This window comes from Enterobacter sp. RIT418, from assembly GCF_003057745.1.
Classification (GTDB): Bacteria; Pseudomonadota; Gammaproteobacteria; order Enterobacterales; family Enterobacteriaceae; genus Enterobacter.
Genome location: NZ_QBJD02000001.1, coordinates 172,071 through 186,089, shown reverse-complemented (window position 1 = coordinate 186,089; position 14,019 = coordinate 172,071). Strand labels below are relative to the sequence as shown.

13 protein-coding genes are annotated in these 14,019 nt (G+C 56.4%); 3 read left to right on the top strand and 10 right to left on the bottom strand.

Going from position 1 to position 14,019, the window contains the following annotated elements; translation table 11 throughout:
- Nucleotides 1-57: 57 nt before the first annotated feature.
- The 8 genes from fabF to yceD form a co-directional block, all read right to left on the bottom strand.
- Nucleotides 58-1,299, bottom strand: a complete 1,242-nt coding sequence (gene fabF, locus DBY73_RS00915; RefSeq protein WP_112009354.1) for a beta-ketoacyl-ACP synthase II — start codon at nucleotides 1,297-1,299, stop codon at nucleotides 58-60.
- A gap of 92 nt (nucleotides 1,300-1,391) precedes the next feature.
- Nucleotides 1,392-1,628: an acyl carrier protein gene (gene acpP / locus DBY73_RS00910; protein ID WP_003857954.1), complete on the bottom strand. Its 237-nt coding sequence runs from the start codon at nucleotides 1,626-1,628 to the stop codon at nucleotides 1,392-1,394.
- A gap of 154 nt (nucleotides 1,629-1,782) precedes the next feature.
- Nucleotides 1,783-2,517, bottom strand: a complete 735-nt coding sequence (fabG, locus tag DBY73_RS00905; protein ID WP_112009353.1) for a 3-oxoacyl-ACP reductase FabG — start codon at nucleotides 2,515-2,517, stop codon at nucleotides 1,783-1,785.
- 12 nt (nucleotides 2,518-2,529) lie between these two features.
- The gene (gene fabD, locus DBY73_RS00900) at nucleotides 2,530-3,459 is read right to left on the bottom strand and encodes an ACP S-malonyltransferase (RefSeq protein WP_112009352.1); all 930 of its coding nucleotides are present in this window, start codon (nucleotides 3,457-3,459) and stop codon (nucleotides 2,530-2,532) included.
- 15 nt (nucleotides 3,460-3,474) lie between these two features.
- Nucleotides 3,475-4,428 (bottom strand): beta-ketoacyl-ACP synthase III, encoded by a 954-nt coding sequence (locus tag DBY73_RS00895; RefSeq protein ID WP_112009351.1) that lies wholly within the window; start codon nucleotides 4,426-4,428, stop codon nucleotides 3,475-3,477.
- Between the two features lie 6 nt (nucleotides 4,429-4,434).
- Nucleotides 4,435-5,469, bottom strand: coding sequence for a phosphate acyltransferase PlsX (gene plsX / locus DBY73_RS00890; RefSeq protein ID WP_112009350.1), 1,035 nt, complete (start codon nucleotides 5,467-5,469; stop codon nucleotides 4,435-4,437).
- A gap of 80 nt (nucleotides 5,470-5,549) precedes the next feature.
- Nucleotides 5,550-5,723, bottom strand: a complete 174-nt coding sequence (gene rpmF / locus DBY73_RS00885) for a 50S ribosomal protein L32 (protein ID WP_003857964.1) — start codon at nucleotides 5,721-5,723, stop codon at nucleotides 5,550-5,552.
- Between the two features lie 16 nt (nucleotides 5,724-5,739).
- A complete protein-coding gene (gene yceD / locus DBY73_RS00880; RefSeq protein WP_112009349.1) occupies nucleotides 5,740-6,261 on the bottom strand; it encodes a 23S rRNA accumulation protein YceD in 522 nt (173 codons plus the stop codon).
- A 140-nt stretch (nucleotides 6,262-6,401) separates the two neighbouring features.
- Here yceD and DBY73_RS00875 point away from each other — a divergent pair, with 140 nt between their 5' ends.
- Nucleotides 6,402-6,986 (top strand): nucleoside triphosphate pyrophosphatase, encoded by a 585-nt coding sequence (locus DBY73_RS00875; protein WP_112009348.1) that lies wholly within the window; start codon nucleotides 6,402-6,404, stop codon nucleotides 6,984-6,986.
- 83 nt (nucleotides 6,987-7,069) lie between these two features.
- On the opposite strand, the gene rluC is transcribed toward DBY73_RS00875, so the two are convergent.
- Nucleotides 7,070-8,017, bottom strand: coding sequence for a 23S rRNA pseudouridine(955/2504/2580) synthase RluC (gene rluC / locus DBY73_RS00870; protein ID WP_112009347.1), 948 nt, complete (start codon nucleotides 8,015-8,017; stop codon nucleotides 7,070-7,072).
- Nucleotides 8,018-8,588: 571 nt separating this feature from the next.
- Here rluC and rne point away from each other — a divergent pair.
- Nucleotides 8,589-11,711 (top strand): ribonuclease E, encoded by a 3,123-nt coding sequence (rne, locus tag DBY73_RS00860; protein WP_112009346.1) that lies wholly within the window; start codon nucleotides 8,589-8,591, stop codon nucleotides 11,709-11,711.
- A 40-nt stretch (nucleotides 11,712-11,751) separates the two neighbouring features.
- Here the strand turns inward: rne and DBY73_RS00855 are convergent, their stop codons facing one another.
- On the bottom strand, nucleotides 11,752-12,690 hold the full coding sequence (locus DBY73_RS00855) for a LysR family transcriptional regulator (protein ID WP_112009345.1): 939 nt from the start codon (nucleotides 12,688-12,690) through the stop codon (nucleotides 11,752-11,754).
- A gap of 109 nt (nucleotides 12,691-12,799) precedes the next feature.
- Between DBY73_RS00855 and DBY73_RS00850 the strand changes: the two genes are divergently transcribed.
- Nucleotides 12,800-14,014 (top strand): MFS transporter, encoded by a 1,215-nt coding sequence (locus DBY73_RS00850; protein WP_112009344.1) that lies wholly within the window; start codon nucleotides 12,800-12,802, stop codon nucleotides 14,012-14,014.
- Nucleotides 14,015-14,019 lie beyond the last annotated feature (5 nt).

The following is a 14,019-nucleotide window of genomic DNA, read 5'->3' as shown; positions in this document are numbered from 1 at the left end:
GCTTAATAAAAAAGGCCCGACAAGCGGACCTTTTTAATAGCCATCGGGCAGTCAGGCTCAGATCTTTTTGAAGATCAGTGAACCGTTGGTACCACCAAAGCCGAAGGAGTTACACAGGGTGTATTCCATTCCGCTCACCTGACGCGCTTCATGTGGAACGAAGTCCAAATCGCAACCTTCATCCGGGTTATCCAGGTTGATGGTTGGCGGTACGGCCTGATCGCGCAGCGCAAGGATTGAGTAGATAGACTCAACCGCACCTGCGGCACCCAACAGGTGACCGGTCATGGATTTCGTGGAACTGACCATTACGCTGCGGGCAGATTCGCCGAAGATAGACTTCACAGCCTGCGCTTCTGCTTTATCGCCTGCCGGCGTCGACGTGCCGTGCGCGTTGACGTAGCCAATCTGTGCAGGCGTGATGCCGGCATCGCGGATCGCGTTTTCCATCGCCAGCGCAGCACCCGCGCCGTTTTCTGGAGGTGACGTCATGTGGTAAGCATCGCTACTCATACCAAAGCCAACGACTTCAGCATACATTTTCGCGCCGCGCTTTTTCGCGTGTTCATACTCTTCCAGCACGAGCATGCCCGCACCGTCGCCGAGCACGAAACCGTCACGATCTTTATCCCACGGACGGCTCGCCGCCTGAGGGTTATCGTTCCGGGTAGACAGCGCACGCGCTGCGCCAAAGCCGCCCACGCCAAGCGGGGTACTGGCTTTTTCTGCGCCGCCCGCAACCATCGCATCAGCATCACCGTACGCAATCATGCGCGCGGCCTGGCCGATATTGTGCACGCCGGACGTACAGGCGGTAGCGATAGAAATGCTTGGACCACGCAGGCCAAACATGATGGTCAGGTGACCTGCCACCATGTTAACAATCGTGGACGGAACGAAGAACGGGCTGATTTTACGCGGACCACCATTCATCAGAGACGTATGGTTTTCCTCGATCAGGCCAAGACCGCCAATCCCGGAGCCGATAGCGGCGCCAATACGGGTTGCGTTCTCTTCCGTAATTTCAAGGCCAGAATCCTGCATGGCCTGAACGCCAGCGACAATTCCATATTGAATGAAGGCATCCATCTTGCGCTGCTCTTTGCGCGAGATGATCTCTTCACAGTTAAAATCCTTTACTAAGCCAGCAAATTTCGTTGCATAGGCGCTAGTATCGAAATGGTCGATTAGGCTGATGCCGCTCTGACCGGCAAGGAGAGCTTTCCAGGTGGACTCTACGGTATTGCCGACAGGAGACAACATGCCAAGTCCGGTCACAACTACACGACGCTTAGACACGTTTGTCCTCCAGGGAGGGATAAAAAAAAGAGATTCGTGGGACTAAAAAAGATAAAACTCAGGCGGTCGAATGACCGCCTGGAGATGTTCACTTACGCCTGGTGACCGTTGATGTAATCAATGGCAGCCTGAACGGTGGTGATTTTCTCAGCTTCTTCGTCCGGAATCTCAGTATCAAACTCTTCTTCCAGAGCCATTACCAGCTCAACGGTGTCAAGAGAATCTGCGCCCAGGTCTTCAACGAAGGAAGCGGAGTTCACAACTTCTTCCTGCTTAACGCCCAGCTGCTCGCCGATAATTTTCTTAACGCGTTCTTCGATAGTGCTCATACTCTTAAATTTCCTATCAAAACTCGCTTTCGCGATGGTTTTCGTAGTGTATAAAATGTTGAAAAATTTGCAACTAAATCCCGGCAGTTCTTACCACGATTTTACGTTATTTTGAGGCCATTCGCCCTCATAACGCAAATATTTTCGATCGTGATTAAACCATGTACATCCCGCCGTTGACGTGGAGGGTTTCACCAGTGATGTAACCCGCTTCGTCAGAGGCTAAAAATGCAACCGCGCTGGCGATTTCTTTAGGGTCGCCAAGACGACCCGCCGGAACTGCCGCCAGCGTACCCGCACGCTGATCATCAGTCAGCGCACGCGTCATGTCCGTTTCAATAAAGCCCGGAGCAACAACGTTTACAGTAATACCGCGGGACGCAACTTCACGCGCCAGCGACTTACTGAAACCGATCAGACCCGCTTTCGCCGCAGCGTAGTTAGCCTGACCAGCATTTCCCATGGTACCAACCACAGAACCAACAGTGATAATGCGACCATGACGCTTTTTCATCATAGCGCGCATTACCGCTTTTGACAGGCGGAATACAGATGAAAGATTGGTTTCGATAATATCGTTCCACTCATCATCTTTCATTCGCATCAGCAGGTTGTCGCGAGTGATCCCGGCATTATTAACCAGAATATCCACTTCACCAAACTCTGCGCGAATATTTTCCAGTACAGATTCGATGGATGCAGGCTCGGTCACATTCAGGACCAGACCTTTACCGTTCGCACCCAAATAGTCGCTGATGGCCTTAGCGCCATTCTCGCTGGTTGCTGTACCAATCACTGTCGCGCCGCGCGCAACCAGTGTTTCAGCAATTGCACGCCCGATACCGCGGCTTGCGCCGGTTACCAGCGCGATTTTTCCTTCAAAACTCATGGTATTCCTCTTTTATTGCGAGAGTGCCGCTGACATCGCTTCCGGCTCGTTAATCGCCGAGGCAGTCAGGGTGTCAACAATACGTTTAGTCAGACCGGTGAGGACCTTACCAGGGCCAACTTCATACAGATGCTCAACGCCCTGAGAAGCCATAAACTCAACGGTTTTGGTCCACTGTACCGGGCTGTAGAGCTGGCGAACCAGCGCATCACGGATGGCTTCCGGGGTGGTTTCGCATTTCACATCGACGTTATTCACGACCGAAATCGTCGGTGCGTTGAAGGTGATTTTTTCCAGCTCGATCGCCAGCTTATCGGCCGCTGGCTTCATCAGCGCACAGTGAGACGGCACGCTCACAGGCAGGGGCAGCGCACGCTTCGCGCCTGCTGCTTTACAGGCCGCGCCCGCACGTTCAACCGCTTCTTTATGACCGGCGATCACCACCTGGCCCGGCGAGTTAAAGTTGACCGGAGAAACCACCTGCCCTTCGGCAGATTCTTCACAGGCTTTCGCAATCGCCGCATCGTCCAGACCGATGATGGCAGACATGCCGCCCGTTCCTTCTGGTACCGCTTCCTGCATGAACTTACCGCGCATTTCAACCAGACGCACCGCGTCGGCAAACGCGATTACGCCAGCACACACCAGCGCAGAGTATTCACCCAGGCTGTGACCGGCAAGCAGCGCTGGTGCTTTGCCGCCCTGCTGCTGCCAAACGCGCCACAGCGCAACGGATGCGGTCAGCAGCGCTGGCTGGGTCTGCCAGGTTTTATTCAGCTCTTCAGCCGGCCCCTGCTGGGTCAATGCCCACAGATCATAGCCCAGCGCATCGGAAGCTTCACGGAATGTCTCTTCAATGACCGGATAGTTTGCTGCCATTTCAGACAACATCCCAACGGTTTGAGAACCTTGGCCCGGGAAGACAAAAGCAAATTGCGTCATCTTTTTATCCTTATTCTAGAAACGAACCAGTGCGGAGCCCCAGGTGAAACCACCACCGAAGGCTTCAAGCAAGACCAGCTGGCCTCGTTTAATTCGTCCATCGCGTACCGCTTCATCAAACGCGCACGGTACCGACGCCGCAGAGGTGTTGCCGTGACGATCCAGCGTCACCACAACGTTATCCATCGACATGCCCAGTTTTTTGGCGGTCGCACTGATAATACGCAGGTTAGCCTGGTGCGGCACCAGCCAGTCAAGCGCGGAGCGCTCAAGATTGTTCGCTTCCAGCGTCTCTTCAACGATGTGCGCAAGCTCGGTTACTGCTACCTTGAACACTTCATTACCTGCCATTGTCAGGTAAATGGAGTTATCCGGGTTAACGCGATCGGCGTTAGGCAGCGTCAGTAAATCACCATAGCGGCCATCGGCATGCAGATGCGTGGAGATGATACCCGGCTCATCAGACTGCCCCAGCAGCACTGCGCCTGCACCATCACCGAAAATAATGATCGTTCCGCGATCGGTAGGATCGCAGGTGCGCGCCAGCACGTCGGCACCGATCACCAGCGCGTATTTTACCGAGCCGGACTTAACGTACTGATCAGCAATGCTCAGCGCATAGGTGAAACCGGCACACGCCGCGGCAACGTCAAACGCCGGGCAGCCTTTAATGCCCAGCATGTTTTGTACCTGGCAGGCTGCGCTCGGGAACGCGTGTGTGGCAGAAGTCGTCGCAACGACGATCAGGCCGATGTGTTCTTTATCTATGCCGGCCATCTCGATAGCGCGCTGTGCGGCTTCGTAACCCATGGTCGACACGGTTTCGTCTGGCGCGGCAATACGACGTTCACGGATACCTGTGCGCGTGACAATCCACTCGTCAGACGTATCTACCATTTTTTCCAGATCGGCGTTGGTACGCACTTGTTTTGGCAGGTAGCTGCCGGTACCTAAAATCTTCGTATACATGTACGCTCAGTCACTTTTAGCTAATACAGATTCCAGGCGAGCGGCAATCCGCTGTGGGACTTGTCGCTGCACCGCCTGCACTGCCTGTTCAATTGCGACGGTAAAAGCTCGCTGATTGGCCGCACCATGACTCTTAATCACGATACCGCGCAATCCTAACAGACAGGCGCCATTATACTGGTCGGGGTTGAGGTGACTGAATCGCCGCGTCAGGCTTTTTTGTAACCAACGCTTTAATAAAATCAGCCACCAGGACCTTTTTTTCCCTTCTCCCTGCGATTTAAGCAGAGAGAGAAACATTCGTACGACCCCTTCCATGGTCTTCAACGTCACGTTCCCGGTGAAGCCATCACAGACCAATACATCCGTTTTGCCCGTCAGCAACTCATTGGCTTCGAGATAACCAATATAGTTGATGGACGGCACCTGCTTGAGTATTTCCGCTGCATCGCGAATACTGTCCAGGCCTTTCGTCTCTTCTTCACCAATGTTTAGCAACGCCACGCGAGGCGCGGTGATTCCGACCACTTCTTCCGCCAGCACCGAGCCCATAACGGCAAACTGCGCCAGCATTGTACTATCACAATCCACGTTAGCGCCCAGATCGAGCACCACCGTTTTACCCTTTTGCTGGTGCGGTAACACCGTCACCAGCGCGGGTCGCTCAATGCCCTCTATCGGCTTGAGCAGTAATTTAGACAGCCCCATCAGCGCGCCGGTATTCCCCGCGCTGACGCAAGCCTGCGCTCGCCCTTCTTTCACCAGCTCAAGCGCCATTCGCATTGAGCTGCCGCGGCTATTGCGTATAGCCTGCGATGGCCTTGCATCACTGGCAATAACTGACTGCGCAGGGATAATCTGCAGACGCGAACGTTGTTCGAAGTCAGCTTTTGCGAGTAATGGCGTGATTGTGTCGGGATTACCGACTAAAAGAAGTGTGAGTTGCGAATTAGAATTCAGTGCCTGCAATGCTGCAGGCACTGTCACGGAGGGACCAAAATCTCCCCCCATGACATCTAACGCCAGGGTTAGACGTGTCAAGGTATCGTCGCAGCCTGGTTCGGTATGTTCCCCGCTTTCACGGGGAAACCCTCACTAAGCCTAATCACGCTTGCGCGTGATTACTTAGTGATAACCTTGCGGCCGCGGTAGAAACCGTCAGCGGTGATGTGGTGACGCAGGTGTTTCTCACCAGAAGTCTTGTCTACAGACAGGCTGGTAACTGCGGTCAGCGCGTCATGGGAACGACGCATGCCACGTTTGGAACGGGTTGGTTTATTCTGTTGTACGGCCATGGACCTTACTCCTCAATTACTTACGCTTTAAGCTGGCTAATACGGCAAATGGGTTTGGTTTTTGCGCTTCATCAGGCAGTTCCCCAAAGACCATGTCCGCCTCGGACACTTCACAGTGTTCAGAATCATGCACCGGAACTACCGGCAAGGCGAGGATGACTTCATCTTCAACCACTGCCAGCAGATCGATTTCACCGAATTCGTTAACCTCAATCGGCTCATACGCTTCCGGGAGTGCTTCAGCCTGTTCGTCGGAACGAACCGGGCTAAAACAATACGTTGTGTGAACATGCTGTGTGAACGGTTTCCCGCAACGCTGACATTCGAGCGTTACCGTCACCTTTGCATCACCGGTTAAAACGGCAAGGCGCTGGTTATCGATAGCAAACGACATGGAGCATTCCACATCACTGTCCACACTGACTACAGATGCGGCAATACGCTCAGCCTGATCGGAAGAATAGATACCTTCGTAATCGAGGCGTTTTTGAGCCGTACGTACCGGATCAAGAGTCAGGGGTAATTTTACCTTTTGCATAGGGCGCGCATATTAACTTTGTAACGTCATAGAGTCAAAGAAAAAGGCAACCACAGCTGCCTTTTGCCAATTATTCGCACACATTGCGGCCTGTAGTTTAAAATGGCTGGCATCGATACGCTATATCTGGTGATAAAAATATGCCAAATCTCGTTCTCGCCTCCACGTCACCCTACCGCAGAATGCTGCTGGAAAAGCTCGGCATTCCATTTGAATGCGCAGCGCCTGAGGTTGACGAAACGCCGCAGCCAGGGGAATCACCGCGTCATCTGGTGACCCGCCTGGCGCAGGAAAAGGCACAATCGCTGGCCGCACGCTATCCCGCCCATCTGATTATAGGCTCGGATCAGGTCTGTGTGCTGGACGGCGAAATCACCGGCAAGCCGCATACCGAAGAGAATGCCTGCAGGCAGCTTATGCGCGCCCGCGGCAGCATCGTCACCTTTTATACCGGACTTGCGCTCTATAACTCCGCCGTCGGGCACTTGCAAACCGAATGCGAGCCCTTTGACGTCCACTTCCGCCACCTCAGCGAGCAGGAGATTGTAGACTACGTGCGCAGGGAACGGCCGCTGAACTGCGCGGGAAGTTTTAAAAGTGAAGGATTGGGGATTGCGCTGTTCGATAAGCTGGACGGGCGCGATCCGAATACGCTGGTTGGCTTGCCGTTGATCGCGCTGTGCCAGATGTTGCGACGAGAAGAGTATAATCCGCTGACGGTGTGACCGTTGCTGCCTGATGCCCTCACCCACAGAGAGAGAAAGGAAAACATGTAGGCCGGGTAAGCGCAGCGCCACCCGGCACACGTTTAGCCGCGTAAAACCTTCAGGCAGCGTTTCAACTGCTCATCCAGCGGCGCTTCGATACGGATGATTTCTCCGGTATTCGGATGGGTAAACTTCAGCGCGGCCGCATGCAGGAACAGTCGTGAAAGCCCCGTCCCCGCCAGCTGCTTGTCAAACTCGCGATCGCCATAGCGGTCGTCAAACGCAATCGGATGCCCGGCAAACTGGGTATGCACGCGGATCTGGTGGGTTCTGCCCGTAACGGGGCTACAGCGCACAAGGGTGGCAAACTCGTACCGTTCTTCAACCTTAAAGCGCGTCTCGGACGGTTTACCTTCCTGATTCACCCGCACGATGCGCTCGCCGCTCTGCAAAATATTTTTCAACAGCGGAGCCTGCACCACTTTAACGTGGGACTGCCACTGGCCGCGAACCAGCGCCAGATAATCTTTCTGCATCCCCTTTTCGCGAAGCTGCTCATGAAGGGAGCGCAGCGCGGAACGCTTTTTCGCCACCAGCAGCACGCCGGAGGTGTCGCGGTCAAGACGGTGGACAAGCTCCAGGAAGCGCGCTTCCGGGCGCAACGCGCGCAGGCCTTCTATCACGCCAAAGCTTAGCCCGCTGCCGCCGTGCACTGCCGTGCCGGACGGTTTGTTCAGCACCAGGATGTGGTCGTCTTCATAAAGGATAACGTCGCTCAGCGCCGCAACCTTCTGCAGCTTAGGCGATACCGCTTCTTCTTCTCGCTCGGCGACGCGCACCGGCGGAATACGCACTTCATCACCCGCCTCAAGCTTATACTCTGGCTTGACGCGCTTTTTATTCACCCGCACCTCGCCCTTGCGCAGGATGCGATAGATCATACTTTTTGGCACGCCTTTAAGCTGGGTGCGCAAAAAGTTATCGATACGTTGCCCCGCGTAGTCATCCGCGATCGCAACCATTTTTACGGCTGGAGTCTCTGTTTTCATGGTTGGCGATTCTAAATATCGTCAGGCATTAGCGCCACTCATTTTTCTATGCTTATATTTACTTTTATCCGGCCTGCCCCTCGTTTCGCGCAATCGATTTGGTGGTTATTAAACCAATCACTACCGTGAAGTGGAGAAACTGTGAGTAACCGGGTGATAATTGGTAAAAGTCATCTTGCTATAACCCGGCGAGCAATGGAATAATGAACCCGTTTTCCGTGTTAAATCCTGGTTAAGTAAGGAAATCGACGGAATGACCAATTTTGTCTGACCGATCATCCACGCAGCAATGGCGTAAGACGTATTGATCTTTCAGGCAGTTAGCGGGCTGCGGGTTGCAGTACTTCCCGGTATAAGGATTGTTTTCTGGAGAGTGTTCCCAGGCAATTCCCCTGATAAATGCGCTGTATTTCCGTATGAAATACAGGCAACCGACACTTTGCGCCTCTTAAGCGAGCGACAACCGTGAGGTTGGCGACGTGAATAGTCACGAGGCCATCGGTTCATACCCCGGACAGCGTCACCTTGCCCGCAGCTTTGTCGTCAATGTAAGAATAACGAGTAAGTTACGATGAAAAGAATGTTAATCAACGCAACTCAGCAAGAAGAGTTGCGTGTCGCCCTTGTGGATGGGCAGCGCCTGTACGATCTGGATATCGAAAGTCCTGGACACGAACAGAAAAAAGCGAACATTTACAAAGGCAAAATCACCCGCATTGAACCAAGCCTTGAAGCTGCATTTGTCGATTACGGTGCTGAGCGTCATGGTTTCCTCCCTCTGAAAGAAATCGCCCGCGAATATTTCCCTTCCAACTATAACGCCCACGGTCGTCCGAACATCAAAGATGTACTGCGCGAAGGCCAGGAAGTTATCGTTCAGATCGATAAAGAAGAGCGTGGCAACAAAGGTGCCGCGCTGACCACCTTTATCAGCCTGGCGGGGAGCTATCTGGTTCTGATGCCAAACAACCCGCGTGCGGGCGGTATCTCACGCCGTATCGAAGGTGATGACCGTACCGAGCTGAAAGAAGCGCTGGCTAGCCTCGAGCTGCCAGACGGCATGGGGCTTATCGTGCGTACCGCGGGCGTCGGCAAATCTGCCGAAGCGCTGCAGTGGGACCTCAGCTTCCGCCTGAAGCACTGGGAAGCTATCCAGAAAGCAGCGGAAAGCCGCCCTGCTCCATTCCTGATCCACCAGGAAAGCAACGTTATCGTACGTGCCTTCCGCGATTATCTGCGTCAGGACATCGGCGAAATTCTGATTGATAACCCGAAAGTGCTCGAGCTGGCTCGCCAGCACATCGCCGCGCTGGGTCGTCCTGATTTCACCAGCAAAATTAAGCTGTACACCGGTGAAATCCCGCTGTTCAGCCACTATCAGATTGAATCCCAGATTGAGTCCGCCTTCCAGCGCGAAGTGCGTCTGCCGTCCGGCGGTTCTATCGTTATTGATACTACCGAAGCGCTGACCGCTATCGACATCAACTCCGCCCGCGCGACGCGCGGTGGCGATATCGAAGAGACGGCCTTCAACACCAACCTTGAAGCCGCTGATGAAATTGCCCGCCAGCTCCGCCTGCGCGACCTGGGCGGTCTGATTGTTATCGACTTCATCGACATGACCCCGGTTCGCCACCAGCGCGCGGTTGAAAATCGCCTGCGCGAAGCGGTGCGCCAGGACCGTGCGCGTATCCAGATCAGCCATATCTCTCGCTTTGGCCTGCTGGAGATGTCCCGTCAGCGTCTGAGCCCGTCGCTGGGTGAGTCCAGCCACCACGTATGCCCGCGCTGTTCCGGTACGGGTACCGTTCGCGACAACGAATCCCTTTCCCTTTCCATTCTGCGTCTGATTGAAGAAGAAGCGCTGAAAGAGAACACCAAAGAGGTTCACGCCATTGTCCCTGTGCCGGTGGCCTCATATCTGCTGAACGAAAAGCGTGCGGCGGTGAGCGCAATCGAATCGCGTCAGGGCGGCGTTCGCTGCATCATCGTGCCAAACGACGAGATGCAAACTCCGCATTACCACGTTCTGCGCGTGCGTAAAGGTGAAGAGACCAGCACGCTCAGCTACCTGCTGCCGAAGCTGCATGAAGAAGAGATGGCGCTGCCATCCGATGACGAGCCTGCCGAGCGTAAATTGCCTGAGCAGCCTGCACTGGCAACCTTCATCATGCCGGAAGCGCCGCCGGAAGCCGTGCTGGAAAAACCAGCCGCTAAGCCTGCCGCGCAGAAACCTGCCGCATCGGCTGCAAAAGCACAGCCAAAACAGCCTGGCCTGCTGAGCCGCCTCTTCGGCGCGCTGAAGAAGATGTTTGCGGGTGAAGAGCCTCAGGCGGAGCAACCAAAAGAAGCGCCAAAAGAAGCCAAGCCGGAACGTCAGCAGGATCGCCGCAAGCGTCAGAACAACCGTCGCGATCGTAACGACCGCAATGACCGTAACGAACGCGGCGATCGCAACGAGCGTCGTGACAACCGTTCAGACAACAGCGAAGGCCGCGAGCAGCGCGAAGAGAACCGCCGTAACCGTCGCGAGAAGCAACAGCAAAACGTTGAAGATCGCGAAGTTCGCCAGCAGCCGGGCGATGAGTCTGAAAAAACCAAACAGCGTGACGAGCAGCAGCCTCGCCGCGAGCGCAGCCGTCGCCGCAACGACGAGAAGCGTCAGGCTCAGCAGGAAGTTAAAAACCTGAATCGCGAAGCGCCTGTTGAACAGCAGGATGCCGAGCAGGAAGAACGTACTCAGGTCATGCCGCGCCGCAAGCAGCGTCAGCTGGCGCAGAAAGTTCGCATTGGTGAAGTGCAGGTAGAAGAAACTGCAGTCATTGCCGCGGAGCCTGCCGAAAGCGTACAGAGTACCCAGCTTGCGAAGGTCGATCTGCCAGCCGTGGTGGAAAGCAACGTTGAGCAGGATGACAACGGTGAAGGTCGTGAAAACGCGGGCATGCCGCGTCGCTCACGCCGTTCTCCGCGCCATCTGCGCGTGAGCGGCCAGCGTCGTCGTCGTTACCGCGACGAGCGTTACCCGACTCAGTCACCGATGCCGTTAACCATCGCCTGTGCATCCCCGGAAATGGCCTCGGGTAAAGTCTGGATCCGCTACCCGGTCGCTCGCCCTGAGCAGGCGGTTGAAGAACAGACCGTCACCGAAGAGGTGGTTGCACCGGTTGCCGCGGTTGAAGCGGTTGAGACGGAAACCGCTACCGTGGTTGAGCCACAGGTTGTTGAAGCGGCTCCACAGGCCGTTGAAGTGGACACGACGCATCCTGAAGTGATTGCAGCACCGGTCGACGCCGCGCCGCAGATTATCGCCGAAGAAGATGCGGCAGTAGCGGAAGAGATCGTGGAAGAGGTTCAACCTGCCGCGCCGGTTGAGGAAACCCCTGAAGCAGTCGTTGAAACCGCCGTTGAGGAAGTTGTTCAGCCGGTCGAGGTTGTCGTTGAACCGGTTCGTGAACCTGCGCCAGTGGAAGTGAAAGCGCCGGAAGTGAAGCCTGAGCCGGTTGTTGCAGCTGCGGCTCGCGTGGCTAGCGCCCCGATGACGCGCGCGCCAGCACCAGAGTATGTGCCGGAAGCGCCGCGCCACAGCGACTGGGTGCGCCCTGGCTTTAACTTCGACGGTAAAGGTTCCGCGGGTGGTCACAGCGCAACGCACCAGGCGACCGCTCCGGCTACCCGCCCACAGTCCGTTGACTAAGCGACCGTAGCGTGAAAAGCCGACCTTCGGGTCGGCTTTTTTATTGCCCTTTCCCGGCCGACCTCATCCCGGCAATCTCCGGCATCACCGTTCGCATCATCTCCAGGAAAAGCCGCAGGCGCGCGGGATAGTAGCGTGACCACGGGTAGACCAGATGCACCGGCAGAGCCGACGGCTGCCATTCGGGCAGCACGTGCACCAGCCTTCCCGCCTCAATATCCTCTTTAACCGCCCAGCTCGACACCACCGCAGCACCCAGTCCGGTCAGCGCGGTCTTACGCGCCACGTACAGGCTGTCCGTGCTCAGGCGCGGGACGATCGTCAGCCGACGCGCCTGATTCAACTCGCCGTTGAAAAGCTCTATGTGCCGCTGATAAAAGGTGCTAATGGCAACCCACGGCAGCGCCTCGAGATCCTCAGGCCCGTTAATCGCGGGAGCGCGCGCGAGGAGTTCTGGAGAGGCCACTACCGAACGCGGCACTTCAGCCAGCAGCACGGAGACCGTCGCAGGGTCAACGTCGGCGCCCACGCGGATAGCGCAGTCAAGGTTATCGCCCAGAAAATCCACGGAGCTGTCATTGAGCACCCATTCGACGGACAGCTGAGGGTAGCGCTGCAAAAATTCGGTTAGCGGAGCCAAAAGCTGATCCTGCCCAAAGGCGTGCGGCGCACGCACCCGCAGCACGCCGACCGGCTCGTCTTCAGCATGGGCGACTTCATCCTCCAGCGCCAGCCAGCTGTCTATCACCCGCCGCGCGTGCTGATAGCAGCGTTCTCCGTCATCGGTCAGCCGCGTGGTGTGGGTTGTACGCAGCAGCAGCCGGACCCCCAGCAGCGTTTCCAGCGACTGCAACCGTCTGCTCACCGTTGCCTGCGTTGTCTCAAGCTGCCTGGCCGCCGCCGAAAGCGAGCCTGCCTCGACGATGCGCACGAAGGTGCGCATCAGCTCCACCCTGTCTATACGTTCTATTCGCTTCATTTATTTCACTGCCATACGTTAAACGTATAAGCGTTTTACCACCGGGCCCTCTACCGCCGCAATGCGCTTTGGTGAAAAATCCCCTCACATTCTGATTGAGGAACGCCTTATGAACACCACAACGTCCCCCCGCGCCGTCAGCCGCTGGGTCATTTTCATGCTGGCGCTGGGCGCCGGTTTTAGCGTGGCATCCATTTACTACGCTCAGCCCCTGCTGCCGCTGATGGGCAGCGATCTGCACCTGAGCATTGAAGGCATGGGGATGGTTCCAACGCTCACCCAGGCGGGCTATGCGTTCGGCATTCTCTTCCTGCTGCCGCTTGGCGACCGCCACGACCGCCGAACGTTAATTCTGATAAAAAGCGCGGCGCTGGCGCTTTTTCTGCTGGGCTGTAGCCTGACCGGGCAGCTGCATTCGCTGCTGCTGGCGAGCCTGCTTATCGGGATGGCCGCGACCATGGCGCAGGATATCGTTCCCGCCGCCGCCATCCTTGCCCCGGAAGGTCAGCAGGGCAAAACCGTCGGTACGGTGATGACCGGCCTGCTGCTCGGGATTTTGCTCTCCAGGACCGTCAGCGGCGTCGTCGGCGAAGCGTTTAGCTGGCGGCTGATGTACCAGCTGGCCGCCGCGAGCATTGCCTCTGTTGGCGTCGTGATGTGGGCCGTTCTCCCCCGCTTTGCCGTCCATTCAACGCTGAGCTACCCCGCGCTGATGCACTCAATGGCGCATCTGTGGCGCCGCTATCCGGCGCTGCGCCGTGCGGCGCTGGCGCAGGGCTTTCTCTCGATCGCCTTCAGCGCATTTTGGTCAACGCTGGCGGTGATGCTGCTTGAACGCTATCACATGGGCAGCGCCGTAGCGGGCGGCTTTGGGATTGCAGGTGCGGCAGGCGCGCTCACGGCGCCTCTTGCCGGTGGCCTGGCCGACAGGCTGGGCGCAGGAAAAGTCACGCAGCTGGGTGCCGCGCTGGTGACCGTCTCCTTTGCGCTGATGTTTGCCATGCCCTGGCTTAGCGTTTATGGACAGCTTGCCCTGATCGCCGTTTCCGCCGTGGGCTTCGATCTCGGCCTGCAGTCAAGCCTGGTGGCTCACCAGAATCTGGTCTATAGCCTTGAGCCGCAGGCCCGTGGTCGCCTTAACGCGGTCTTGTTTACGGTGGTGTTTATCGGGATGGCGCTAGGCTCTGCGGCAGGGAGCAAGATTTATACCCTTGCGGGCTGGTCCGGCGTTGTCGCGCTGGCGACGCTTTGCGGGGGGATCGCGCTGGCAATCCGCCTGATTGAAAACGCCCGCGTCGCATCCGCCCAGGCAGACGTTGCATAAAAAAA

Coding starts and splice junctions, on each gene's coding strand:
- acpP (WP_003857954.1), bottom strand. CDS start 1,628: ATGAGCACTATCGAAGAACGCGTTAAGAAAATTATCGGCGAGCAGCTG.
- fabG (WP_112009353.1), bottom strand. CDS start 2,517: ATGAGTTTTGAAGGAAAAATCGCGCTGGTAACCGGCGCAAGCCGCGGT.
- fabD (WP_112009352.1), bottom strand. CDS start 3,459: ATGACGCAATTTGCTTTTGTCTTCCCGGGCCAAGGTTCTCAAACCGTT.
- DBY73_RS00895 (WP_112009351.1), bottom strand. CDS start 4,428: ATGTATACGAAGATTTTAGGTACCGGCAGCTACCTGCCAAAACAAGTG.
- rpmF (WP_003857964.1), bottom strand. CDS start 5,723: ATGGCCGTACAACAGAATAAACCAACCCGTTCCAAACGTGGCATGCGT.
- yceD (WP_112009349.1), bottom strand. CDS start 6,261: ATGCAAAAGGTAAAATTACCCCTGACTCTTGATCCGGTACGTACGGCT.
- DBY73_RS00875 (WP_112009348.1), top strand. CDS start 6,402: ATGCCAAATCTCGTTCTCGCCTCCACGTCACCCTACCGCAGAATGCTG.
- rluC (WP_112009347.1), bottom strand. CDS start 8,017: ATGAAAACAGAGACTCCAGCCGTAAAAATGGTTGCGATCGCGGATGAC.
- rne (WP_112009346.1), top strand. CDS start 8,589: ATGAAAAGAATGTTAATCAACGCAACTCAGCAAGAAGAGTTGCGTGTC.
- DBY73_RS00855 (WP_112009345.1), bottom strand. CDS start 12,690: ATGAAGCGAATAGAACGTATAGACAGGGTGGAGCTGATGCGCACCTTC.
- DBY73_RS00850 (WP_112009344.1), top strand. CDS start 12,800: ATGAACACCACAACGTCCCCCCGCGCCGTCAGCCGCTGGGTCATTTTC.